The organism is Nitratireductor sp. OM-1 (genome assembly GCF_003296175.1).
In the GTDB taxonomy this organism is placed as follows: domain Bacteria; phylum Pseudomonadota; class Alphaproteobacteria; order Rhizobiales; family Rhizobiaceae; genus Nitratireductor; species Nitratireductor aquimarinus.
The window spans coordinates 183,457-209,396 of record NZ_CP029209.1 but is presented as its reverse complement, the minus strand read 5'-3'; the positions used below and the strand labels follow the sequence as shown (position 1 = coordinate 209,396).

At 58.5% G+C, this 25,940-nt stretch carries 18 protein-coding genes and 2 pseudogenes; 6 read left to right on the top strand and 14 right to left on the bottom strand.

What is annotated here, in order from left to right; translation table 11 throughout:
• Positions 1–216 precede the first annotated feature (216 nt).
• The 3 genes from DEJ54_RS20060 to DEJ54_RS20050 all read left to right on the top strand — a co-directional run bounded on the left by DEJ54_RS20060 (position 217) and on the right by DEJ54_RS20050 (position 3,916).
• Complete coding sequence (locus DEJ54_RS20060; RefSeq protein WP_224873238.1) at positions 217–1,809, top strand: ABC transporter substrate-binding protein; 1,593 nt, start codon at positions 217–219, stop codon at positions 1,807–1,809.
• A gap of 60 nt (positions 1,810–1,869) precedes the next feature.
• Positions 1,870–2,868, top strand: coding sequence for a serine hydrolase (locus tag DEJ54_RS20055; RefSeq protein WP_113157107.1), 999 nt, complete (start codon positions 1,870–1,872; stop codon positions 2,866–2,868).
• Positions 2,869–3,007: 139 nt separating this feature from the next.
• Positions 3,008–3,916: a LysR family transcriptional regulator gene (locus DEJ54_RS20050; RefSeq protein ID WP_162742406.1), complete on the top strand. Its 909-nt coding sequence runs from the start codon at positions 3,008–3,010 to the stop codon at positions 3,914–3,916.
• A gap of 133 nt (positions 3,917–4,049) precedes the next feature.
• Here DEJ54_RS20050 and DEJ54_RS20045 read toward each other — a convergent pair whose 3' ends face one another.
• The 13 genes from DEJ54_RS20045 to DEJ54_RS19990 form a co-directional block, all read right to left on the bottom strand.
• Positions 4,050–5,372: an MmgE/PrpD family protein gene (locus DEJ54_RS20045; RefSeq protein WP_245447843.1), complete on the bottom strand. Its 1,323-nt coding sequence runs from the start codon at positions 5,370–5,372 to the stop codon at positions 4,050–4,052.
• Positions 5,373–5,440: 68 nt separating this feature from the next.
• The gene (locus DEJ54_RS20040) at positions 5,441–6,205 is read right to left on the bottom strand and encodes an ABC transporter ATP-binding protein (protein WP_113156542.1); all 765 of its coding nucleotides are present in this window, start codon (positions 6,203–6,205) and stop codon (positions 5,441–5,443) included.
• A gap of 16 nt (positions 6,206–6,221) precedes the next feature.
• Entirely contained in the window at positions 6,222–7,088 is an 867-nt protein-coding gene (locus DEJ54_RS20035) for an ABC transporter ATP-binding protein (RefSeq protein WP_113157105.1), read from the bottom strand.
• Positions 7,081–8,004 carry an ABC transporter permease gene (locus DEJ54_RS20030; RefSeq protein WP_113156541.1) on the bottom strand — a complete coding sequence of 308 codons (924 nt, stop codon included), beginning with the start codon at positions 8,002–8,004 and terminating at the stop codon, positions 7,081–7,083. Before DEJ54_RS20030 ends, DEJ54_RS20035 begins: the two co-directional genes overlap by 8 nt.
• 17 nt (positions 8,005–8,021) lie before the next feature.
• Positions 8,022–9,023: an ABC transporter permease gene (locus DEJ54_RS20025; protein WP_224873243.1), complete on the bottom strand. Its 1,002-nt coding sequence runs from the start codon at positions 9,021–9,023 to the stop codon at positions 8,022–8,024.
• Between the two features lie 282 nt (positions 9,024–9,305).
• The gene (locus tag DEJ54_RS20020) at positions 9,306–10,733 is read right to left on the bottom strand and encodes an amidohydrolase (RefSeq protein ID WP_113157104.1); all 1,428 of its coding nucleotides are present in this window, start codon (positions 10,731–10,733) and stop codon (positions 9,306–9,308) included.
• A 260-nt stretch (positions 10,734–10,993) separates the two neighbouring features.
• Complete coding sequence (locus DEJ54_RS23310) at positions 10,994–11,167, bottom strand: hypothetical protein (protein ID WP_162742404.1); 174 nt, start codon at positions 11,165–11,167, stop codon at positions 10,994–10,996.
• 168 nt (positions 11,168–11,335) lie between these two features.
• Positions 11,336–12,307 (bottom strand): ABC transporter ATP-binding protein, encoded by a 972-nt coding sequence (locus tag DEJ54_RS20015; RefSeq protein WP_113156539.1) that lies wholly within the window; start codon positions 12,305–12,307, stop codon positions 11,336–11,338.
• Positions 12,300–13,277, bottom strand: a complete 978-nt coding sequence (locus DEJ54_RS20010) for an ABC transporter ATP-binding protein (protein WP_113157103.1) — start codon at positions 13,275–13,277, stop codon at positions 12,300–12,302. The genes DEJ54_RS20015 and DEJ54_RS20010 overlap by 8 nt, the downstream gene beginning before the upstream one ends.
• 5 nt (positions 13,278–13,282) lie before the next feature.
• Positions 13,283–14,104, bottom strand: a complete 822-nt coding sequence (locus DEJ54_RS20005; RefSeq protein ID WP_113156538.1) for an ABC transporter permease — start codon at positions 14,102–14,104, stop codon at positions 13,283–13,285.
• Between the two features lie 5 nt (positions 14,105–14,109).
• Positions 14,110–15,045: an ABC transporter permease gene (locus tag DEJ54_RS20000; protein ID WP_113156537.1), complete on the bottom strand. Its 936-nt coding sequence runs from the start codon at positions 15,043–15,045 to the stop codon at positions 14,110–14,112.
• 151 nt (positions 15,046–15,196) lie between these two features.
• Positions 15,197–16,795, bottom strand: coding sequence for an ABC transporter substrate-binding protein (locus DEJ54_RS19995; RefSeq protein WP_113156536.1), 1,599 nt, complete (start codon positions 16,793–16,795; stop codon positions 15,197–15,199).
• A gap of 67 nt (positions 16,796–16,862) precedes the next feature.
• Positions 16,863–18,494 carry an amidohydrolase gene (locus DEJ54_RS19990; RefSeq protein ID WP_113156535.1) on the bottom strand — a complete coding sequence of 544 codons (1,632 nt, stop codon included), beginning with the start codon at positions 18,492–18,494 and terminating at the stop codon, positions 16,863–16,865.
• 873 nt (positions 18,495–19,367) lie between these two features.
• Between DEJ54_RS19990 and DEJ54_RS23770 the strand changes: the two are divergent.
• The 3 genes and pseudogenes from DEJ54_RS23770 to DEJ54_RS19980 form a co-directional block, all read left to right on the top strand.
• Positions 19,368–19,547: pseudogene (locus DEJ54_RS23770) on the top strand (IS6 family transposase); the annotation flags it as partial.
• Positions 19,548–19,856: 309 nt separating this feature from the next.
• Complete coding sequence (locus tag DEJ54_RS19985; RefSeq protein WP_113156534.1) at positions 19,857–24,572, top strand: autotransporter domain-containing protein; 4,716 nt, start codon at positions 19,857–19,859, stop codon at positions 24,570–24,572.
• A gap of 291 nt (positions 24,573–24,863) precedes the next feature.
• Positions 24,864–25,040, top strand: a pseudogene (locus tag DEJ54_RS19980) (transposase); the annotation flags it as partial.
• A gap of 108 nt (positions 25,041–25,148) precedes the next feature.
• On the opposite strand, the gene DEJ54_RS19975 reads toward DEJ54_RS19980, so the two are convergent.
• On the bottom strand, positions 25,149–25,925 hold the full coding sequence (locus tag DEJ54_RS19975; RefSeq protein WP_113156533.1) for a MetQ/NlpA family ABC transporter substrate-binding protein: 777 nt from the start codon (positions 25,923–25,925) through the stop codon (positions 25,149–25,151).
• Positions 25,926–25,940 lie beyond the last annotated feature (15 nt).

Below are 25,940 nucleotides of genomic sequence, written 5' to 3'. Positions count from 1 at the left end.
CTAGAACGTTTCCAAACAGTCGTTGGAACTGCCGCTTGCATTGAGCTCTATTCCAAAAAATGAGCTGTCTTCATTGCAAATCCGTCAGCGCGTTCGAACGCAAATTTACAACCGCACCAGCTGGCGAGCGACCAGATTTAACGCGCGATTGAGGCCCTCAACCATGCGGGCATCGTGCCGGCAGAAAAACCCATAATCCGACAATGGAGGTTAGACGTGAAGGTGAGAAAAGCACTAATAGCCGGCGTCTTTATCGGAAGCATTACTGCAAACGCACAGGCGGAGACGCCCGATAATGCGCTCGTCATGGCGTATAATATTGACGCCATCTCCAGCTTCGACCCAGCACAGATCGCCGAGGCGGTTACCAATGAGATCATCATGAATACCTGTGATGCGCTCGTTGACAACAAGACAGACGATGAAGCGACGGTTGTACCTAATCTAGCCAAGAGCTGGGACGTCTCTGAAGACGGGAGAGTGATTACCTTCCATCTGCGTGACGGCATCGTGTTCCCGGATGGCACACCAGGAACGGCAGCAGACCTGGTTTGGTCCATGCAGCGCGTCGTGAAACTCGGGTTTGGCAATGCTGCGGCTTTGATCGAGTACGGGTTCACCGAAGATTCAATAGATGAACGGATCAAAGCGCTGGACGACAAGACCATCACGATGCAGTTGGACAAGGCCTATCCGGTCGGCCTCGTCCTTGCCGCGATCGGCGCGAACCGTGTGTCCTCCATGCTGAATCGAGCAGTCTTGGAAGAGAACGAAACCGACGGCGACTTGGGCAACGGATATCTGAAAGACAAGACTGCCTGCGTGGGCCCATATCAGCTTGCGCGCTGGAATCCCGGTGAAAGCGTGCTGTTGCAGGCGAACGAAATCTATGATGGCCCCGCTCCGAAGCTTTCTCGAATTCTAATTCGTCACGTCGCTGAACCGGGTACTCAGAGATTGTTGTTGGAGAACGGTGAGGTCGACGTAGCTCGCGACCTTACATCGCAATATCTGACTGATCTGGAAGCCAACGATCAGGTCGAAGTAGTGCGCAAGCTTAACCCTTCGCTCTTCTACATGGGAATGAACGTCAGCAAAGCGCCTTTCGATGACCCCAAGGTACGGCTCGCGATGCGACATGTCATCGACTATCAGGGTCTGGCCGATACCGTGATGAAGGGCATCGGGATCCCGCGCAATTCCTATGTGCAACTTGGTGCCTTTGGTGCCTTGAGCGAGGAGGATGGACTGCCTTTCAAGCAGAATCTCGGAAAAGCAAAAGAGCTGCTGGTCGAGGCCGGGTATCCAGACGGATTCAAGGCATCGCTCATAATCGGCACGCAACCCTACTCCAACTCGATCGCGCAATCAGTTCAGGAAGCCGCCTCGCAGGTGGGCGTCACGCTTGAAATCGAGCCAATGGCCAATGCACAGCTTTATGCCCGAAACCGCGCACGTGACTTCGATGCAGCGCTCCTTGCTTACAAGGCGGGCGTCCCGGACGCACACGGCATGTCATCGCGTTTCGTATTCAATCCAGACAATGCGCTTGAAGCAAAGAACACACAGTACCCGTCTTGGCGCGCGGCATATTACGATGAAACAATGAACTCTCGGGTCGAGGAGGCTCTTTTCGAAGTAGATCCCGAGGAGCGCATGCAATTGTACCATGATCTGCAAATCGACATGATGCAGGAGGGACCGATGGCTTACATTATGCAAACCCTCGGCGGCACGGGCGTCCGCAAAGAGGTCAAGAATTGGACCTCCAACGGTTTCCGCGTCTATTACGATCTCGCGTCCAAGTAACGCGAGCCAAGGCCCTGCACAACGCGGTGTGCGGGGCCGAATATTGAAATGGGGGGCTATATGACCACTATCGACACCAACCCCGGCGCAAGTTGGGATTTGGGCGGCTCGCCGGAGGACGCAGGCTGGTCGGCCGAGGGCACGAACCGTCTCCAAGAGGTAATTTCTCGTCAGAGTTCAGACTGTGTTGTGGTCGTCCAGGGAGGACGCATCGTTTTCACTCACGGTGATATCTCCCATAAGTTCTTGTGTCATTCGATGCGCAAAAGCTTTCTCGCCGCGATGCTGGGTGAAGATGTGGCCTCCGGCCGTATCGATCTGAGCGCCACGATGGAAGACTTGGGGATCGATGATCTAAAACCGCTTAGCCAGACCGAGCGTCAGGCCACCATACTCGACCTTTTGATGGCGCGATCGGGAATCTACCATCCGGCGGGGTATGAAACCGAGTGGATGCAGCGGATTAAAGAAAAACGGGGCAGCCACGCGCCGGGGACGTTCTGGTGTTACAACAACTGGGACTTCAACGCGCTTGGCAGCATCTTCACGCAGTTGACTGGGGAAAGCGTTGCCGAGGCCTTCCAGAAACGCCTCGCCACTCCACTAGAAATGGAGGATTTCTCGTTATCGGGTGAGACCCCTGATGGCTGGGTGGAGCAATTTGAAGTTTCTCGGCATCCCGCCTATCCGTTCCGTCTGTCCAGCCGCGACCTCGCCCGGTTTGGTCAGTTGTTTCTTCAAAATGGACGCTGGTCTGGAAAGATGATCCTGCCCGACGGCTGGGCAGAAGAAAATGTCATGCCCTATTCTTATGCCGGGCCGCATGGCGCGTATGGCTATTGCTGGTGGCTGGAGCGTGATGGAGTCTTTGTGTCGGGCGTCCGCACACCGCCAGGATCTTATGCCGCACAAGGGGCAGGTGGACACTACTGCATGATAATACCGGCACTCGATATGGTGTTGGTGCACCGGGTCGACACGGATCAAGAAGGACGTGCAGTGAACCAGATTGAATTCGGCGCTCTGCTAAAGGCTCTTTTTTCGGCTGCCCAAGGCTGAAACAGCGCAAGCATCTGGCACATATTCGAGCAAAAGACGCCCCGTGATCGACCGGTGTTGCAATTGACAGACACGACCAAGTTGCCATTTCATAAGAGGAGCGAAACGTTCTCGGGGACCTCTGCTAGTGGAATTGAACTTGCTTGAAGATTTTGTCTGCTTGGCTGAGGTACGCAATTTTTCACGCGCGGCAGAAATCCGAAATGTAAGCCAGTCAACCTTCTCCAAACGCATACGGAATTTGGAGCACTGGCTGGGCACACCCTTGGTTGACCGTTCAACCTACCCGGTAAACCTAACCGCCGAAGGGCGGGTAATGGTACGAAAATCGCGAGATCTGGTTCAGCAGATTAATGAACTGCGCAGTGGCGTGCGTCAGCTTGCGATACAGGCTCGTGACCGGGTCGAGATACTGGCAATGCACACATTGCGTATGACTTTTTTACCAAAGTGGCTGGAAGCCATTGAGGAGCAGATTGGCAGCTTCGACAGGCGTCTCAATCCCGCCAGTTCGTCTTATAGAGAAACCATTCGCCAGTTCCGTGATGGCGAAAGCGATATTTTGCTGACCTATATTCACCCGTCGGTCGAATTGGGATTCGGAACGGACGAACTTGAATGCATCATACTGGGTTCTGACCGGTTAGTGCCAGTCAGCACTCCCGACGAGAGTGGCCGTCCTCTCTACGATCTTGACCGCGACGACGCGATCCGCTTCCTCAGCTATGGGTCTCAGAGCTTTTTCGCCCAGGTCCTGACCCCGTCTATGCATGAGAAGTCAGTGTCCCTTGATGTCGTCGATTCGAACCCGATGAGCTTTGCGCTCCAGTCTTTGGCTATCGTTGGCACCGGCCTCGCCTGGGTGCCGGAAAGTCTTGCACGAGACGAGCTTGAAGCAGGGAACCTGGTCATTGCCGGAAAATCTCACTGGGTCATAGACCTCAAGATCGCCCTTTATCGAAAGAAGCGGCAACATCGTGCAGTGGTCAATAAACTGTGGCAGGCGGCTTATGATCAGGCGCATTCCTCTTCATCTATAACCCATTGAAATCGGAGTGCTGGGAGCGCCCGATACATATTTATAGCCGTCAAGCCATGGCAGGTGGATGGTGAAGGATGAGAATTTTTGGGGCACGCGGAAAGAAGAGATTTCATTTTGCAGCAAGAATGGCTTCCAGAGTCTAGCCAATCTTTGCTGGCTGTTCCGCCTGGGTGCCGATCAGCGCAGCAAGACCGGACAAGTTTGGGAGTTCATCGATCCCTTCAAGCAGGGCCAGCCCGCGCATATCCAGCGTCACCCCCGCATAATCAAAACAGTCCCGCAGTTTTGCAACGCGGGTAGTTTCGTCCAATGGAGCCGAAAGGCTGCCCCGTGCATTCGCCAGCTCGGCAGTCAGTTCACGCCCGTCGGCAAGGCGGATCAACGCATGATGGGGCGGACGTTTCGCCCCCGCTTCCTTGTCCAGCGGCATTACGCGCATCGAGATGCGATCAAACAGCGCCCGCAAATGTGATCGTCCGACCGCAGTCGGCGTGAAGTCGGACAAGGAGAGACCATCCTGCGTGAGGGCAAGCGCCACACAATATTGCATTGAGAAACGCGCTTCCATCGGCGTCACAGGCTCTGGATAGGCCAAATTACTGTAGTTCGCTCGTCCCACCGTCAGCACAATCTCGACCACATCCATGGGCGCAAAGCCATGCTTGTGACGTAGCGCCAGAACCATATCTACCGAGTTATGGGTCGACCCGCAGCAGGGGTGAATTTTGGGCATCAACCCGTCAGTCTCTATCACATGAGGCGCACCGTTTTCTGGCAGGTTCCAGTCAGCCTCCTGTCCGCCGCTCATCAGGTCACCGAAACCCTGCGCCCGCTCCAGAATGTCACTCCGGCCGAACAGTCCGGCTCCCGCCAGCAACGCCGCCTCCACCGCATTGCGCGCAGCCATGCCCGCATGAAAAGGCTTTGCGGGCGTACCGAACTGGCCTTTCGTCCCGGAAGCCATGCTAACCGCCAGAGACATTGCCTGAACCAGTCCTGACCGATCATGGCCCAGAAGCGCCGCGCAACCGGCAGCCGTGCCGATGGTCCCAACGGTGGAAGTTCCATGCCACCCGGCCACGTAATGCTCGGGCACAACGCCTCTGCCAACAAGGGCCTGTGCTTCGAGGCCAATCAAATAGGCGTCTACCAGTTGAGCTCCGCTTGCCTGCACGGATTGCCCAAGCGCCAGAAGTGCGGGCACCAGAACTGCAGACGCGTGGCTCATGCCAGGAGTGAAATTGTCATCGAAATCCAGCGCATGGGCTGCAGTGCCGTTCACCAGCGCTGCTGTCGAAGGCGCCGCTGTGCCCCCTCCAACAAGGGCCGCCGGCCCCGGCATGTGTCGAGTTACGACCGCCTGCCGCACAGAAGATGTGGCCATATCGTCCTGTCCCGCCACCATGCAGGCCAGCGTGTCGGCAATGGCGCGTTGTGCCGCCTGTCGGTTGGCCGCGGTCACCGGTGCAGTGCCGGCGGCTCTGGCTGCGATCTTCTCAAGTAGAGTCTCAGTCACCGTCCCGAACCTTTCTACGAACGCACCACTGCAGGTGCCGAGGCCGCCAGAAAATCACGCGTATAGGTTTGGCTCACATCACCGCTTCGCAGCTGGGCGGGGGTCAGTTTCTCCAAAATGCGCCCGTCTTTCATGATCGCCAGATTGTCACACATATGGGCGATGACCGCGATGTCGTGGCTGACCATCAGATAGGTCAGGCCCCTTTCCCGTCGCATGCGGTTAAGCAAATTCAGAATCTCAGCCTGAACTGACACATCCAGAGCCGAAGTAGGCTCATCAAGAAGCACCAGCTCGGGCTCCACGATCAGTGCACGAGCGATTGCGATGCGCTGCCGCTGTCCCCCTGAGAGTTCGTGAGGAAAACGAAACCTGAATGTTACATCGAGCCCGACATCGGCAAGAATTGAATCTATCCGTTCCTGCACCCGGTCCAGCTTCATGATTTTCAGGGTCTCGGCCAGAACTTCCTGCACCATCTTGCGGGGGTGCAGCGAAGCATAAGGGTCCTGAAACACCATTTGCACCTTGCGAAAAAATGCCTTGCTGCGTCGGCGCGGCAGTTCGGCGCCTTCAAGCAGCAACCTGCCCTCATGGTTATGGTTCAAACCGGCAATCACCGACAGGATGGTGGATTTCCCGCAACCGGACTCCCCGATCAGGCCATAGCTTTCGCCCCTGGCAATTCGGAACCCAACCTGTTTCACCACTTCCAGACGATGGCTGCCGTATCCGAAGCCGATGTTCAGATCCGCCGCCTCAAGTTTTGGATTTTCCATGTTTGTCTCGTTCGTCTCAGGCCGCCGGCCCGTTGAGCCACGCGCGGTCGCGCTTGAGCACAGCGAGTTCGTGACAAGGGGCATCGAGCCGCGGCAAGCTATCGAGCAGGCCGCGTGTATAGGGGTGCTTCGCCATGCCCAGTTGCCCAGCAGGCAGATCCTCAAGCACCCGCCCGCTGTACATCACCAGCACCCGGTCGCAGAAATCCGCGACAAGGTTGAGATCGTGGCTGATGAAGATCAGACTGGCGCCGGCGCGATCCACCAGCTCCTGCAATACCGCGAGCACCTGACGACGCACAGTAACATCAAGCGCGGAGGTCGGTTCATCTGCGATAATCAACCTGGGCTCGGCGATAAGCATCATTGCAATCATGATCCGCTGCCCCATACCGCCGGATACCTGATACGGGAAAAGCTCATAAACCCTTTCAGGATCGCGGATATGGACACTTTCCAGCATCGCGAGGGACCGGGTTCGCGCCACCGCCCGGCTGACGCGATAATGCACGCGATACGCCTCGGAGATTTGCTGTCCAACCTTCATCAGCGGGTTCAACGAATACTTGGGGTCCTGAAGGATCATCGCCATATCGTTGCCGCGCAGGCGCATCATCTGCCGTTCGGAGGCTACCAAAAGATCGGTCGCTCCAAACTGCACCCGCTCAGCGGTTATTCGCGCTGAAGGCGGCGAAAGGCGCATCAGGGCTCGACCAGTCTGGCTTTTACCAGACCCGGATTCCCCCACGATGCCCAGTTTCTCGGCCCCAAGATCGAAGGAAACATCACGCACTGCATGGGTAACGCGGTCATCGCCCCTGAAGTGAATGTTGAGTTTCCGAACACTGAGGACGGGATCTTCAACTGCGTTGATGTCAGTCATGGCGCGGGTCCAATACATCCCGCAGGCCATCACCCACGAGATTGAAAGCGATCGAAGTCAGCAGGATAGCCATGCCGGGGGCAGCGGCGACGAAGCCGTTCGACAAAATGAACTGGCGGGCCGACGACAGCATTGCGCCCCACTCCGGACTCGGCGGTTGCGCCCCAAGACCAAGAAACCCCAGCCCAGCCGCCGAAAGTATGATCGAGGCCATGTTCAAAGTGACACGGGCAATGACTGATGGGACGCACATGGGCACGACATGGCGGGTGATGATCCGCAGCGCCGAGGCACCCTGCAATCGCACGACCGAGATATAATCAGATCGGCGGATGATCATTGTCTCGGCGCGCGCCAGCCGCGCGATGGGTGGCCAGGCGGTCAGGGAAATGGCGATGATCGCATTGTTGATCCCCGGTCCCAGAGCCGAAACGAAGGCCAGCGCCAAGATGAGCGAAGGAAAGGCCAGGAACACTTCGGTTACACGCATCAAAACCGTGTCGATCCAGCCACCGAAATAGCCCGAAACCGCTCCCACGACGAGCCCGACCGGCGCTGAAATGACCGCAGTAAGAGCAGCAATGTAAAGTGTGATGCGCGCGCCATAGAGCAGTCGGGAATAGATATCGCGGCCCAGTTCGTCGGTGCCAAACCAATGCTCGGCAGAGGGCAGCGACAGGCGATTGCCCAAATCCTGCGCGAAAATATCATGAGTAGAAAGCAGCGGCGCAAAAACTGCGGCGATCACAATCACGAACAGGATTGCCAGCCCCAGCAAGGCCGATCCATTGCGCTTGAGCTTCCGCCACATACGCCAGCTTTGGTGCATCCTGGCCTGAAAAGGCGATGTGGGATGCGGATCCGCCAGCCAGTGGCGCCAAGAGCCAGACTGCGAAACTGGAGAAGCATCTGTCATTGTTTGGCCCTTTCGATTCAGCGGGTGCGTGGATCGATCACGCGATAAAGCAGATCGCAGATCAGGTTCAGCACGACAAAGATCACGCCGATCACAAGCGTACAGCCAACCACCGAGTTCATGTCTCCAGACAGCAGGGAGTTGGTCAGATATCGCCCGAAGCCCGGCCAGGCGAAGACCGTTTCAGTCAGCACGGCCCCCTCAAGAAGAAAGGCGTAGGACAGCGCAACGACGGTAATCACCTGCACTGCGATGTTTCGGAAAACATGGGTCCAAACGATGCGCCAGCGCCCGATACCCTTGGCCCGTGCAGCAATCACATATTCCTGCTCGAGCTGGTCGATCATGAAGGTTCGGGTCATCCGGCTGATATAGGCCAGCGCACTCAGGGCAAGGATCAGTGCCGGCAGGATCAGATGGCTGAAGACATTCCCGAACACCTCCCAATTGCCGTTAAGCGCCGCATCGACCAGATAGAAACCTGTGACCGGTTGCAGGTCGAACTCATAAATCATGTCGATCCGGCCCGGCCCGCCGACCCATCCCAGAACTGAGTAGAACAGCACAAGCCCCATAAGGCCCAGCCAGAAATTCGGAGCAGAGTAACCCAGCAAGGAAACGATGCGCGCCACATGGTCGATAAAGGAATTGCGGTAGACAGCAGCCACGATGCCCAATGGCACGCCGATGGCAGTGCCGATCAGCATGGCGAGCGTGGCAAGCTCCATCGTTGCAGGAAACACGCGGATGATTTCTTCCGCCACGGGTCGTCCCGACAGCAGCGAGTTGCCGAGGTCGAGATGCAGCAAGTTCCAGAGGTAGTCTGCGAACTGCACTGGAATGGGTCGGTCCAGACCCATCTTTGCCGACAACGCATCATAGGCCTCTTGCGTGGCGTTATCGCCAAGTATCGCCAGAACCGGATCAATCGGCAGCATCCGTCCGATCATGAAGGTCAGCGCCGCCAACCCGATCAGCGTCACCATTACCGAGGCGAGCCGCTTGAAGATTCCCGCCATCTGCAGCTGAAGAATACCCCTGTTGCGGGCAGCCGCGAAACGCGGTTCGGTCATGCTTCCCGTATCTGCCATCAGCTGCACGCCAAATCGTGAAAAGCGCAGGCGCCTATTGTACGGCGACTGCCGCAAACTCGGTTTTCATGGTGATCAAGGTTCTCCAAGAACCGGCTATGCCTCATCTGGCCTGCCCCTTCCCAATTCTGCATCTGACGCCCTCGGCCCAAAACTGCACAAACAGCGTTTCGCGGCATCCAGGCTTGCCGCTCTGTCGGCCCTGAGGTGTTAATCGGCCGCTGGACGGGATTTGAGTGGCGGGCGTATGTCATCGGGAATCGGACAGATATAGGGTTCCGATGTCAGACGATTTTGATGATCTTCCTTGGCGCGCGCGATCAGGTTGTCATCCGCAAACAGCATCCGCGCCGTCGCGCCCATGATTTTGGCGGCATGGATCATGCCCTTGTGCGCTGCAGGTGCCTTGCCCTGCGCCGTAATCTGCCAGCTATGCCCCGGAGTTCCGATGGCATGGGTCGCGACGCGGGCCTGTACAGTGGGCACGGCCCATGAAACATCGGCTACATCGGTGGAGCCCATCATCTTGTCCCCGCGGCTCTCCAACGGAACCACGTAATCGCAAAGGGGTTCTCCGGAGCGGGCTTTCAGGCCGACTGATTTGTAATTGGCCGCGATATCTTCGCTTGAGAGCGTTGCCTGTATTTCGGCGGCATACTCGCGGTCGGCTGCATCAAAGGGCACCCCGCCCAGAGTGTCCATCGCCGCCTGCATTGTCTCTTCCAGCGGTATATTGCCCAGCATGTTGGAGACTGCGGACATGATCGAGATATCCACCCTGGTCTCGGTCATCAGGGCTGCCCCTTCGGCGATCCGGCGCACGCGTTCATTCAGCGCCATCATCCCCGACAGACTGGTGGACCGAATGGCATAACGTGTCTTGGCCTTACCCTGCACCACGTTGGGTGCAGTGCCCCCAGCATCAAGGTAAGCATAATGGATGCGGCTTTCCTGTGGTATATGCTCGCGAAGATACTGCACGCCCACATTCATCAGTTCGGCCGCGTCCAGCGCCGAGCGGCCCAGATGCGGCGCTGCCGCAGCATGGCTCGCCCGACCCGTAAACTCGAAATCCATGCGGGTATTGGCAAGACTCGCGGCCTCATCCACCCTGGTCATTCCCGCAGGATGCCAGGTGATGGCGGCATCCACGTCGTCGAAAACGCCATCCCGCACCATGAAGGCCTTGGCCGCGCCGCCTTCTTCGGCTGGGCAGCCATAATACCGGACCCGCCCCGGCGTACCGGTTTCCTCCAGCCAGTCCTTGAGTGCACAGGCGGCCAGAAGCGCAGCGGAACCCAGAAGATTGTGCCCGCATCCATGACCGTTTCCCCCTGCTTCGATGGGACGGGGTTCGGCGATATTCGCCTCCTGACTTAGCCCGGGCAATGCGTCATACTCACCGAGGATGGCAATCACCGCTCCCCCCTTGCCCGCTTCGCCCAAAACAGCGGTTGGGATGCCTGCGATTTCCTCAGTCACGGCAAATCCCTTGTCGCGCAACATCGCCGTATGTTCCGCACAAGACCGGAATTCGGCATAAAGCGTTTCAGGCATTCCCCACACCCGGTCTGAAAGACCCACCAGATCGTCCTGGTGGTTTTCCACGTGCTGCCAGATCGGATCGGCATTTTGCATGTTGATTTCCCGCTGTCTCAATCGTGCTTCTGCCGAATACTGTCGATGCGGCGGCAATCGATGTCCAATGAAGAAGCGCAAAGGTTTCAGTCGACAAAGGAATAGGCAGCCAGACAAGCTGGGCATTGAAACAGTGCTGGCAATTGCATCCTGGATTGAGAAAAGACGCTGGCATTCTCGCGTTGATGTCAAACGCGCATGGTCCGTGCTTATCCTTGGGCTGGCTGGTGAAAATTTTCAGCCCGATTGTTGATCCCCATTTAGGAACCATGTTTGAAACCAAATCGGATGGTGCTGCTGGCGAACTCGTGCTCGATTTTCTCCCGACTGCGAACCACCGGCTCGGTGATGATGTCATCACCGTCGGACAGCATGTTTGCGGCCATGCGCAGGCTTAAGGGGAAACGGATCACAAGCATCAGCCGTGTGACCACTACACACGCCTGATGCTTCTCACTTTCCAGAGCAACCAAATACGTCGTTGGCCGCTGAGTGGCGATTATTTACGCGATGAGGATCGGGCAGCCTCAGCGGTCAAACACCCAGCACTTTGGCGCTGCGAACTGTAGACGACAGCGCTAACCCATCAAGTGAAGTCGAACTCAAATGGCTATCGGCATCAGCCGCACCATATGCCCACCGTCCACCTGCGTGAGTTCGGAATCGGGCGGGCTTGAATAGATGTCATGCTTGCCGAACGTGTCGGGGTAATACCGAAATCCGTCTGGAGGCGGCACATCTTCCAGCTGGAGCAACGGACGACCAGAAAGTTCCGCAAAGGGATCTGGAATGGCGCCAATCAGGCGACGCGTGTAAGGGTGCCGCGGATTGGCGAAAACCATGTCCCAGGGGCCCGTCTCCACCAATTGTCCGAAATACATCACAGCCACCCGGTCGCTCATGTGCTCCACCACGCTCAGATCGTGGCTGATCATGATGTAGGACAGACCGAGCGCGTCCTTGAGTTCCAGCAGAAGATTGATGATCTGCGCGCGGATGGACACATCAAGCGCCGAGACAGGCTCATCAAGAACCACGACCTTCGGGTCAAGGATCAGTGCGCGGGCAATGCCGATCCGTTGCCTCTGGCCGCCGGAAAATTCGTGCGGAAAGCGCCGGGCCTGATCCGGCTTGAGGCCGACAAGCGTCATGATGCGCTCGACCCGCGCAGCAATTTCCGCCCTGTCGGTAACGCCATGCAGGCGCAGCGGGCCGGCGAGCGATGCGAACACTGACTGGCGCGGGTTAAGCGAGGCGTACGGGTCCTGAAACACGATCTGCGCCATACGGGCGCGCTCAACCCGTGACGGGTGCGCATCGCCTGATATCGGCCTGCCCTGAAAATAGATCGTTCCCGATGTCGGCTCCTGCAATCCGACGATCGACAGCGCAAGCGTGGACTTCCCGCAGCCCGATTCACCGACCACCGAGAGGCACTCCCCCTCGTTCAGTGTCAGGCTGACCCGGTTTACGGCCCTGAGCAGCCTGTTGGTTCGCCTGAACATGCTGCCTTGAATGGGAAAATGCACGCTCAGCTCTTCAACACTCAGGAGCGGTTGTGTCCCTTCACTCATGATGAAAACACCTCACGGTTCCCCACTGTCCTGCTTCAACGGGCGGCGGCTTCTGCCGGCTACAGATGTCCGTCGCGCGGTCGCAGCGCGGCTGGAACCGACAACCGGCGGGGAACTCCGCGATCGACGGCACCACACCTTCCACTTCCTGTAGCCGCTGACGCCCATGTTTCGCGCGCGACCCCAGTCTCGGCAGCGAATTGATCAGACCCTTCGTGTAGGGATGCGCCGGCGCCTTGAATATCTCGGCCACAGGCCGTTCCTCAACCAAGTGGCCAGCATACATCACGCCGACGCGCCGGCACATCTTGGCGATCACGCCCAGATCGTGGCTGATCATCAACACCGCCGTGCCCCGCGCCTGGCACAACTCCATCATCAGTTTAAGAATTTCCGCCTGCACCGTCACGTCAAGTGCGGTGGTCGGTTCGTCGGCGATCAGGAGGTCGGGATTGCAGGCAAGCGCGATGGCGATCATCACCCGCTGGCGCATACCGCCCGACATCTGGTGTGGATAGGCTTTCACCCGCTGTTCGGGTGCTGGCACCTGGACAGCGCCAAGCGCCTCGACAGCCTTGCGCTCTGCCTCATGCCAGCCCGCCCCCTGATGCAAAACGAACATTTCCGCGATCTGCCGACCAACCGGCGAAAGGGGATTAAGTGCGGTCATCGGTTCCTGAAAGATCATCGCGATCCGATCACCACGAAGCCGACGCATCGCGCGGGCTGAAAGCTCCGTCAGGTCCTCTCCCTTGAAGAGAATGCTCCCGCCAGCGATGGAAAGCGGCGGCTTGAGAAGCCCGATCATGGCGAGTGCGGTGATGCTCTTGCCACAGCCCGATTCTCCGACCAGGCCAAACGTTTCACCTCTTGCGATGGAGAAAGAGACTTCCTCGACCACATTGTTCTGTCGACCACCACCGGCGATGTTCAGGCGCAGGTCGCGCACTTCAAGAAGCGTGTCTTGCATGGCTTTCATGACCGGCGTGTCCTCATATGCGGGTCCAGCCAGTCCCGCAGCCCATCGCCAAACAGGTTGAGGCCCAGCACCGTCAGGAAGATTGCCACGCCGGGGAAAATGGCTGCCCATGGCGCAATGACGATCAGTTCGCGAGCATCGGTGAGCATGTTGCCCCAGCTAGGCTGCGGTGGACGGATGCCAAGCCCGAGATAGGACAACGCCGCCTCGGCGAGAATGGCGTCCCCCATGCCCAGAGTTGCAATCACCAGAACAGGCCCGATCATGTTGGGCAGGATCTGGGTGACCATTATCCGCGTGTCGCTGTAGCCCAACGTCTTGGCAGCCTGAACATAGCCCTGACTGCGGAGTGAGAGTGTGGAACTACGCGCGATGCGGCAAGTCCAGGACCAGTTCGTCAGACCAAGGGCGATTAGAAGGCTGACGAGCCCGGGCCCAAGCACCGCCATGATCGCAAGTGCGAAGATGAGTGAGGGGATGCTGAGCATGAGGTTGGTCAACCCGTTGACGAAATCGTCCCACCAGCCGCCGAAATAGCCGGCCGAGATGCCGAGGATCAGCCCGATCGTGGTGTTGATGACCTGCGAGCCGATACCGACGGTGAGCGAGACCTGAGCGCCGTAAAGAATCCGGGTGAAAATATCGCGGCCCTGGGCATCCGTGCCGAACCAGAATTCCGCATCCGGCGGCAGCTCGGCATATAGGAGGTTGGCGTCGAGGATCGGATCAAATGGCGTGATCCAGCGCGCCAGCACGGCGCCGCTGATTATGACGATGCACAGGAAGCCGCCAATGACGAAGTTCAAACGGTGAAACATGGCGCTCACCCGTGGCTGATGCGGGGATCGATCACCCCATAGAGAACGTCAACCAGCGTGTTGACGACGAGAAAGCAGAGCACAAGTATCAGGATGCTGCCCTGAACGACGGGAATGTCGCGGAGCGCCACGCTGTCGACCAGAAGCGACCCGAGACCAGGCCAGGAGAAGAGCTTCTCCACCACGACAGCCTGCCCCATCATGGATCCGAACTGCAAACCAAGCGTCGTGATGACAAGCACGAGTGCGTTGCGCACCACATGCCATTTGACGAGACGGAAACTGTTCATCCCCTTGGAACGCGCGGTACGGATGAAATCGGCGTTCATTACTTCGAGAACGGCCGCACGGGTCGTTCTTGCAAGCAGTGCGAGCGGGGCCACCCCCAGCGTGAGCGCCGGCAGGATTAGATTGCGCAAGCCGCCGTCGCCGTAACCGAAGCTGGGAAGCCAGCCCAGTGTCAGCGCGAAGAAGTACATTAAGAGCAGGCCGAGCCAGAACTGCGGCAGCGAAAGCCCCGATATCGCCCCCACCATGGTAAGGCTATCGAGCAGACTACCCGGTTTCAGCGCAGCGACGAAGCCGAGCGGTAGCCCCAGCACGATGGCGATGATCATGGCCGCAAAGGCAAGCTTCAGGGTTGGAAACAGACGTTCACCAATCATCTCGGCCACTGGCTGGCGTGTCCTGAACGACGTGCCGAGATCGAACTGGGCAAGGTTCAGCATATATTCGCCAAAACGCACATATAACGGCTTGTCGAGGCCGAATTCCTCATTGATTTTTTCGACCATTCGCGGGTCGTTGGTTCCGCGACCGTCCGCGATCATGCTCGAGGCGATGCTGCCGGGAACAACACTGAAGATCACGAAGATCAAGAGAGATACGGCGATGATCGTCGGGATCATCTGCAGAATGCGGCGCAGGACGAAGCGTAACACCGGTCCCCTTCTCCTCCAGTAAGATGCATGGCCAGAGCCATCGCGCGGCGTGGATGCGCCGACACTGGCAGTGACTGGCGCATCGTTGTTTCGGGCGTTCCGCCTATGGGGAACCGGGAGCGCAATTGCGCCCCCGGGTCATGTGCGGCGGCTAGCGCGATGGGGCTGTGTCATCCACCCAGAGCTTCTCATAGGCCTGGATGGCCATCTCCATGGCATTCGGCTGGACACCATGGAGCCAAGGCTGATGGGCCATCACCGCCTTGTTGTAGTTGAAGAACCAGACCGGCGCTTCTTCCTGGAGCAGATTGTTCGCCTGCCGGAGCAAATCATTCTTCTCGTCTTCAACCTTTGCCCGGCTGGCCGCATCGATCAGCTTGTCGAATTCCGCATTGTCGAACTTCTGGTAGTTGCACGAGGACTGCGGCGTCGATGAGTGGAAGCAGCGCAGCGCCGTTAGCGAATCCGGACCGGTTTCCGACGACCACATGAACGCCTGGAAGTCGCCCGCCGGCACGACCTCGGAAAGGACGGAGCTTTCGACCGGCCTTGCCTTCACCGTCACGCCAACCTGCGCCAGCATCGGAATGATGGCCTCTACGATGGTCAGCCCCCAGCTCTCGTTCTGGGTCGCCGTCAGCTCGAATTCGAACCCGTCAGCATAGCCTGCCTCGGCGAGCAGTTCCTTGGCCTTTTCCGGATCGTAAGCATAGGGTTTCGCATTCTCGTCGTAGGCGGGCGAGGAGAGCGGAAGCCAACCGCTGGCGCGGTAGGCCTTGTCCTTGGCAAGGCGCTTGATGATCAGATCAGAGTTGATCGCGTAATTGATGGCCTGACGGACACGCTTGTCCTTGAAGGGCTCGTAGTCGGGATTGAAGCCCACATAGCGCGTATAGACCTCGGCAACTTCGATGATGTTCTTGGACAATTCGGGGTCAGCGCGGTAGGCAACGTATTGCGACGGGCCAAGCACGGAAACATCGATTTCCTTGTTACGGAATGCGACATCGCGCGCCGATGCATCGCCCATGATCATGATGTTGATTGTGTCGGCGTAGGGCTGTCCTTCTTCGTAGTACTTGTCGAACTTGTTGACGGTCAGCCGTGATCCGGGAACGTATTCGCCAAAAGCATAGGGTCCGAGGCCGACGGGATGGCTCATGAAGCCGGCATCGTCCGTCGCGCCAGCCGGGTAGATCGCGGTGTTGGTGCGCATGAACAGAAAACCGGGATCGATGGGAACGGTCAGCGTGATTTCCAGTGTTCTGTCGTCCACTTTGCGCAGGCCCGAGATAGCCTCCGCCTTGCCTTCATTGTATTCGACAGCACCTTTCACGCTGGCGATGTACCGCGCTGGCGGAAACGCCTTCTCCGGGTCCATCATCCGGGTGTAGCTCCAGATGATGTCATCCACGGTCAGCGGTTTTCCGTCGTGGAACTGCACGCCATCGCGCAGGGTGTAGGTGTAGACCAGACTGTCATCGGATACCGACACGTCGCTCGCCAGAGCCAAGACCGGCTTGCCCGCACTGGCATCCCAATCGTAGAGACTTCTATGAATGGCCTTGGCCCAGAAGATGTCCTGCGTCTGTGGAGATGCCTGGATATCGAGCGACGAGAAGCTCGAGCCATACGGAGCCACAAAGTTGATGGTGCCACCAGACATCGGCTCCGCGGCAAGCGCACCAGGCGCCACGCTGGTGAGCAGCGACACCGCCACTGCCGAGACAATTGCAAGTTTGCTTAACATGTTCCCTCCTCCTTGTGCAGGCGCGAAGCCGGCTTGACGACTGTCCCCGGGCGTCGCCTCCCTTTGTTTATTGCCTTACGAAAACCACCTCGCCTCCACGAAGGGTCATGACACACTCTGTGTCGTTGAGAATATCCTCCGGCGCAGCCGTCAGCATGTCACGTGAGAACACCGCTATATCGGCCACCTGCCCCGGAACGAGCCGCCCCTTCTCGTTCTCCATTTTCTGCGAGAAAGCGCCGTATTCCGTATAGCTCTGAAGCGCTTCCTCGATGGTCACGCGTTCGCGTTCGTCCATCACCGTCCCCTTCCAGGTCTTGCGCGTGAGCATGGAATAGATGTTGGGAAACGGGTTGGGGTGGCAGACCGGCGCATCGCTGCCGGTGGCAGGTCTGAAGCCCAGATCCCGCCAGGTTTTCAGCGGGTAGCTGGAAAGCGCCCTCTCCTCGCCCAGCACGGAGACATAGGCGTCACCGAAATCGTAGATGAAGACCTGCTGCGGGCAAGGATAGATGCCGGCCTTCTTCATACGCTCATGCTGCGCCGGGCTGGAAAAGCCACAATGTTCAATCCTGTGTCGCCGGTCTGCGTCCGGCATGGCCGCCAGCGCCTTTTCATAAGCGGTTATCAACTGTCCGATCGCGGCATCGCCAATGGCGTGGCAAGCCAGTTGATAGCCCTTTTCATGGGTGTCCATGACGAGCGCTTCGAGCTCCTCGTCATGGAGTATTTGGACGCCAGTGGTTAGTTCCTCTCCCAGATAGGGCTCAAACATCCAGGCGGTCTTTCCACCGGCGGAGCCGTCCAGGAAAATCTTAACGGCGCCAACCCTGAGCATATCATCGCCAACGCCCGAGATAAGCCCGGCAGCATGGCACTGGTCGACGATGGAGTTGCCGGGATCGCCCAGAAGAACGAGCCACGTCCGGACCGGAAGACGGCCGGACAATTTTGCAAGGTTGTAGGCGCGCATCTCATCGAAACCGCCAACTTGGCCAACGGCGGCATCCATGACGCTGGTGATACCGTAGGATAACAGCATGTCACCGGCGGACTGGATGGCATTGATCATTTCATCGGTGGTGGCCCTAGGAATGGCGCGACGGATAAGTCGCTGCGCAGTCTCTGCCACCATACCGGTCAATGCGCCATCCTGCTGCTCGATCACACCTCCCTCGGGCACAGGCGTGTCTTCATCGACCCCTGCCAGGGCGAAGGCCTTCGAATTGAAAATCGAGACATGGCCGCAAGCACGCACCAGCATGACCGGGTGGTCCGGGGCAGCGGAATCAAGTTCGTGTTTGTACGGGTGCCGGCCAATATCAAGTTTCGTCTGGTCGTAGCCCCGGGCGCGTATCCATGTGCCGGGCGGGCAGACGGCAGCCTGGACGCGTATGGCATCCAGCAGCGCATCCAGCGTCGGCGCCTTCTGCGGAGTCGCATCGATCCACGACAGCGTTAGGCCAAGCGAGATGAGATGCAGATGCGAATCATTCAGACCCGGCGTGGCGAACTTGCCATCTAGGTCGATGATACGGGTGCCTTCCCCTTCCAGCTTTAATATTTCGCGGGAGTCTCCGCGGGCGATAACCTTGCCGTTCCAAATTGCCAATGCTTCCGAAACACCTTCAGCATGGCCACACCAGATCTTGCCGTTGTGCAATATCGTGTCGGCTACAACGGTCTGCTGCGATGACATCAAGCGACCCCTCCCTAAGCTACCTGTGTCGAACTTTTGAAATAGGCTCCCATTATACTTTGGTTTGATCAAGTCATCGAAATGCGAAAAATGTATGCGTGCATCCAAAATATGACGAACTAAAAAGTCAAATTGGTGAAGCTGCGCTGCTCGCCCACGGTTGAACGGAATCTGGCTTAAATTGAGCTGCTAATCGCACCGGCACCGCAAAACAAACCAGCGATCGACGCATCGCTGTCTGACCGGTTCAGCTGATACACAGCGGTGACATGCGTAATCTCACTTCGATTTTCTTGGCGTCGGCACACTGGGCTCTCGCCCTCCGGCCCCGGAAGCCATCCACCAAATGGACCAAAGACCAATCATGCACTTAGAATCAAATTGGATCGTCCAAGTGGGGCTGTTCACGCTGATGGCCGGGCCGATCTGCGTAAAATCGGCATGCCAGTGCTCGCGCTGTTCGGATCACATGTCGCCTACGTCGATGCGATCACAAGCGCTCGTGCGTATCGGACCGAGCTCGCTCAGTCCGAAGCCCCTTCTTCGTGGTTTGAATATTCGAACACACCGATCACGGCATGATGGTGACGGATGACGTCATCCCCATGCACCAAGGTGCGGATACCTGGTTGAAGCTACTTAGAATCTGGTTCGGCGGAAATGACATCTCCGCTCAGGGGGTGCCTCGAAAGCCTAAGAATCTGGATCAACCGGTTCAACGCACGCGGCACGTAAAATGACACCGCGTTCAAGCATCACCTCCTCAACGTCGCACAACCTTGCATTGAAGGTGAAGCAGTGAAAAACAGCGCGCAAAGGGAAGTCGATGGGACCTGCATCAAGGCCTGCGGCCGCTGAATGTACCTCGATTGAGCCATCGACAGCGTCGGCAACACCGTTGAATTCTGGTTCAGCGAACACCCTGATTTACCAGTGGAAAAGCGTTTCCAGCGCCATGGCCGACCCCACCGTATCGTCATTGTTGGAAGGCTGAACACCCGGGAAGCGATCAATTCCTGCGATGCCGAGAACCGCTTGCAAGATCGGTCGCGCCTAGCATCGAAATGGCTCACATGAAGCGTAATTGCCAAGCCGGCTTTGCCGACAACCCGGCCCCATCACTCACGGAATAGTTCGAGCTGAAATCTGCCCAGCGGAACCATGCATGTCGTCCATTCTAATATTCGCTCCAGAACCGTCAGAATTAGTCAGAATTCATCAGAATTGAATGATGGAATCTACTGCACAACTTTCTTTATTAGAGGAAGGGTTGGATAGATGCCCCCTTCCAAACGGGCGGGGGATAATGCAGAGCGATAGTATCCAAATGGATGCATTCGCCAGACGAGGGGAAAACCCGCGATGGCAGGTTTTACGCTATTGGTGTATCGATTAGGTCTGTTCGTAGGCTCTTCCCTGCTCGTCCTTTTGGCAGTGATCCAGAAGACGGCGCTCGACACCAGTTCCAAACTGCCCACCTGTGCCTGTCATTTTCGATGGCACCATCTATGGACCAAGGCTCAAACTTGGTTTACGCGGATGTTCGCCGTGAGCCATATCATCCTGTCGGGTCTTGCGCTTCTGATTGGCGTGCTGGTCTCGCCAGCGACGGCTTTCGCCGCGCCATCTGACTACTGCCCGACCTTGAACGCCACTGTCGCCAATGGCGGATCGGTGGCCATCGATGTCAGCTCATGTGATGGACCGCCAGATGGCGGCATGAGCGGGCCGATCGCGCCTTTTGCCCAGCACGGCACGGTGACCATCGGCTCTAACACCGGCGGCACGCAGTTCGTGACCTATGCGCATAGTGGCGATGCGGCGACGAGCGATCAGTTCGCCCTTGAAGACAACGACCTGGGTGTCGTGACTGTCAACATAACCATCGATCCGCCGGCCTCGCCGATCACAGTTTCGCCAGGCGCGCTCCCAAGTATGACCGCAGGAACCGCGTTCAGCCAGTCGCTGTCGGCAACTGGCGGTACGGCGCCTTACACCTACAGTGTGCAGTCAGGATCGCTCCCTGTCGGAATCACCCTGACCTCCGGGGGGGTGCTGAGCGGAGCGCCAACCCAGCGCGGTGGCTACGCTTTCACCGTGAGGGCGACCGACAACATCGGCCAGTTTGTCGACAAGGGCTACACCGGTACGGTGCTGAACCCGTCGATCTCCATTGCCCCGACATCGGCGACGGCCGTTCAGGGCGTCTCGTTCTCACAGACCATCACCGCCAGCGGCGGTGTCGGCCCGTATACGTTTGCAGTGGAGAGCGGCACTTTGCCGGCGGGGATATCCCTGTCCAGCAGCGGCCTTCTCAGCGGCACCACCTCCAGCGCGCCCGGATCTTATCCTCTGACGCTGCGGGTCACGGATTCCAGCACCGGACCGGGTGTCTATTTCGAGCTTGAGAGCTTCACTCTGACGGTGACAGCGACGCCCTCCGTGTCCATCAGCGTCAGCCCGGCCTGGATGGGTGAGGACAGCGCAGGCAATTTGGTTTACACGGTCACGCGCAGCCAGAACCTGTCGTCATCCACGATCGTCAATCTCGGTTACACGGGCAGCGCGGATGCCAGCGACTATACCGGTGAGACCTTGACCGTGACCATTCCGTCCGGCTCGACGAGCGGCATCGTGGTGATAAACCCGTCTGCCGATGTCACCGTGGAGGCGGACGAGACTGTAATCGTTAGCATACAGAGTGGCTCAGGCTATACCATCGGTGCGCCTTCCTCTGCCACAGGCACGATCCTGAACGACGACCTTGGGGTTCTGACGATCAACAATGCCACCTTTCCCGAGGGTGGCTCCGGAACTCAAGCGATATCGTTCACAATATCGCTCAGCCAGCCTGCCGGACCCGGTGGTGTAACGTTCGACATCGCAACCGCCAATGGCACATCGACGGCAGGCGAGGACTATCAAGCGAAAAGCATCGTGGGCGCCACCATCGCGCCAGGGGAGAGCACTTATTTCTTCTCTGTTAATGTCTACGGTGATACGTCCAACGAACCCAATGAGTGGTTTTTCGTCAACATCACCAACGTAACAAACGCTATCTTGGGCGATGGCCAGGGCGTGGGCACCATCGTCAACGACGACCCCGTACCCACGATCACTCTGGCTCCTGCCAGCCTTTCCGCAACAACAGTCGGAGCGTCCTATAGTGAAACCCTGACCGCCAGCGGCGGGACGGGTCCATACACCTATGCCGCCACCGCCGGCGTCTTGCCTGACGGCCTGACGTTGACTTCTTCAGGCGTGCTTTCCGGAACGCCAACGGATGAGGGCACGTTCAATTTCACCATCAGCGCCACCGACAGCAGCGGCGGAACCGGGCCATACAGCGGAAGCAGGGCCTATACGCTTACCGTTGCCGCGCCCGTCATCGCATTGAGCCCCGCCACGCTGCCACCCGCCACCCAGGGCGTCCCCTACGCCCAGACCATAACCGCCAGCGGCGGCACCCCGCCTTATACTTACTCGACTACCGCCGGTGCCTTGCCTTCAGGAATCAACCTGAGCAGCTCTGGTGTGCTCTCCGGCTCGCCGACGGTAAACGGAACATTCAACTTCACCGTCACCGCCACCGATAGCAGCACTGGCAGCGGCCCCTACAGCGACAGCCGGGCCTATTCGTTTCAGATAAGCGCCGTTGCTCCGCCGGTGGTCGGTTCCGTGAGTGTTCCCGCCAACGGATATTATCGCGCGGGGGAGGTTCTTTCCTTCACTGTCAACTTCAATGAAACCGTTCTGGTCGACACATCTGGCGGTTCACCGGGTCTTCCCGTGGTGATCGGCGCCGCAACGGTCGATGCCGGCTATGTGTCCGGAAGCGGATCGAATGCGCTTGTCTTCCAATATGCCGTCAATCCGGGCGATCTGGACCTGAACGGCATTCAGGTCGGCAGTGCCATCGGTCTCAACGGCGGCGCAATTGCAAACGTCTTCGGAACGCCTGCCGATCTGGCCCTCAACAGCATAGGCAGCACCACCGGTGTCCTCGTTGACACAATGGCGCCAACGGTAACCTCCAGCGCGGTGAGCGCCAGTCCGGCGCCGGATGCGGTCGCCATTGATTTCCTGGTGACATTCTCGAAGCCGGTGAATGGCGTCGACTCATCGGATTTCGTCCTGACGACCACGGGGAGCGCCATGGGCGCGATCTCTGGCGTCGCCACCTCGGACAACATGACATATACGGTCAGTGTCACCGGTATTTCCGGAACCGGTTCGTTGCGGCTCGATGTTCTGGCGGACGGGTCGATCACCGACACGCCCGGCAATCCGCTGACCGCAGCCTACGCCGCCGGAACGCCCTGGGTGCGCAGCGGATCCTCCAACGCGTCGCTGGCCAGCCTTGCGCCGAGCGCCAGCGCCCTCGATCCCGCTTTCGATCCGGCCACGTTCGACTATGCCGTTGCGGTCGCCAATTCCGTTACCAACCTCACCCTAACGCCGACCGCCGACAACGCCAATGCGACGATCACCGTTAACGGCACGACGGTTGCATCCGGCAGCACCAGCCAGCCGCTCGCCCTCGCAGTCGGAGCAACGGCGATCCCTGTGGTGGTCACGGCACAGGACGGCACAACCACACGCACCTATACGGTCACGGTCACGCGGGCGTCTTCTGCCCCGACCGTGATGTCCCGCACCGTCGCGATCAACGCGGGCCAGACGGCGTCCGTCGAACTCACGGACGGCGCGACCGGAGGTCCGTTTACCAGCGCGGCGATGATCGACATATCCGACAGCAGCGCCGGTTCCGCCCATATCGAACAGAACGGGCAGAGTTTCCTGCTCGTCTTCGCTTCCAGCCCGACCTTTTCAGGGGGCGCGGACATCCGGTTCACGCTTTCAAGCGTTCATGGCACTTCGGCTCCCGGAACAATCTCCTTCACCGTTCTTGCACGGCCCGACCCCACGCTGGATGCCGAAGTCCTTGGGTTGCTGAGGGCTCAGACCGATACCGCAAAGCGCTTCGCGCGGGTGCAGACAGGCAATTTCAACGGCCGGCTCGAGCAGTTGCACGACGAGGGCGACCGTCGCAGAAACAGCCTGAACGTGCGGTTGGGCTATAATGAAAACGGGCAGCGCGGCGACCAAGCGGCCCATGCACTGAACGAGGCAGGAGCCGATGTGCCCGGTCTTCTCGGCTATGCTTCGCAATCTTCCGGCGGGTCTGGCAATGGGGCGCTGGCCAAGGGCCAGTCGAATGGACCGGGCGCTTCGGATGGCCGTGGCATGGATCTCGGACCCTATGCAATCTGGACCGGCGGCTTCGTCGATTTCAGCCAAAGCGACAAGGGCGGCATTGATCTCGACGGCACGCTCGTTGGGGTGAGCGCCGGCATCGATTACCGCTTTTCCGACAGGTTCATCGCCGGGTTCGGCGTCGGGTTCGGCCGCGACCATACCGATATCGGCAGAAACGGCACCGAAAATACAGGGCTCGCCTACAGCGCCGCACTCTATGGAAGCTACAAGCCCGCCAACAATTTTTTCATCGACGGGCTCATCGGTGCAAGCTGGCTCGACTTCGACAGCCAACGCTATGTCACCGCCACCGGCGATTTCGCCACCGGCAGCAGGTCTGGGCAACAGGTCTTCGGATCGTTGAGCGCAGCTTACGAGTTACGCGACGAAACATGGCTCCTTTCGCCCTACGGCCGCATCGAGATGTCCCGGACATGGCTCGACGGCTTCGCTGAGGAAGGCGGAGGCGCTTTCGGCCTACGCTACGGAGACCAGACCATCGACACGGTTTCCGGCGTGATCGGTCTTCGTGCAGAATATGCGTTCAAAAGGAGCTGGGGCACGCTGACACCAGGAGCGCGGGTCGAATACACTCACGACTTCGCCGGGTCGAGCCGGGCGCACCTGGGCTATATCGACCTGGATCACCTGCCCTACTGGCTCGACGTCGAAGCCTCCAACAGGAGTTACGTGACGCTGGGCCTGTCACTCGATGCGGAGCTTTCGCAGGCGTGGACGCTTGGCTTCGACTATCGAACCGCCTTCGGAAATGCGCGCCAGGATCACACGTTCGGGCTGAAAGTCGGCAAACGGTTCTAACCATCTTCAAAATTGAAGTCTTGAATGGATCGATGCGCTCTCCTGCCGGCGTCGGGCTCCCGTCCTCCGGCGGATGCCGCACGCCCGGACTACGATTTCGATCGGAAAGCGGTGTGGCGGCATCCCTGCTCAATTCTGGGGCATGCCCCACGCCGTTTGCCTGTGCTTGCGATTTCCGCCCGGCCTTCGAATGTTGACGGCGCGTAGGGTCAGAGCTGCTCCCCGATTTTCGGAGCGTTCTGATCTGGAATCTTCCAATTATGATCCCTGCTCTGGGAGAAGGAGAGTTCCATGAAGAAGTCGAAGTTTTCGGAGGCGCCGATCGCTTTCATTCTGCGTCAGGCGGATGAAGGCGCGTCGGTCGCGGAGGTGTGCCGAAAGGCGGGCATCAGTGACGCGACCTTCTACAACTGGCGCAAGCGTTATGGCGGGTTGACGCCGTCGGAGGTCAAACGCCTGGGTCAGCTTTAGGATGAGAACAACCGGGTGAGGAAGATCGTCGCCGACCTGACACCCGACAAGGCCATAAGGCCGCGCTCAGGGAACGCGGCCTTCTTTAAATTTCCTCAGCAGGTATCACCAACTGGGGATCACAGCGCCCTTGAACTCTTCGGCGATGAAGGCCTTCACGTCGTCATTGTGGTAGGAAGCGATCAGCGTCTTCAGCCACTCGGTATCCTGGTCTTCCAGGCGAACGGCGATGACGTTCACGTAGGGAGCCTTCTCGCCTTCCAGCGCAATCGAGTCCGTCTTCGGGTTCATCCCGGCTTCGATGGCGTAGTTGGTGTTGATGGCAGACGCGTCGACATCATCGAGAGAGCGCGGCAGTTGGGCGGCGTCCAGTTCGATGATCTGGATGTTCTTGGGGTTTTCGGTCACGTCGGCAATGGTGACCTTAACGCCCTTGGCCTCGTCGACCTTGATGAGCCCCTTGTCCGCGAGCAGCAACAGCGCGCGTCCACCGTTCGTCGGGTCGTTCGGAATGGCGACGGAAGCGCCATCCTTAAGTTCGTCGAGGCTCTTCACCTTCTTGGAATAGATGCCCATCGGGAAATTGACGTTCGAGGCGACGCTGACGATGCCGAAGCCGCGATCAGTGACCTGATTGTCGAGATAGGGCTGGTGCTGGAAGGAATTGGCGTGGAGGTCGCCATCGGCCAGCGCCTGGTTCGGCACGACATAGTCGGAAAATTCGAGGATCTCGATGTTCAGACCCTTGGTCGCGGCGATTTCCTTGACCTTCTCCATGATCTGGGCATGCGGGCCGGGGGTGACGCCGACCTTGATGTCCTCTGCAAGCGCTGAGCCGGCGGCAAAGACAGTGAGCGCAGCCGCAAGTATGATCTTCTTCATGGTTCTTTCCTTCTC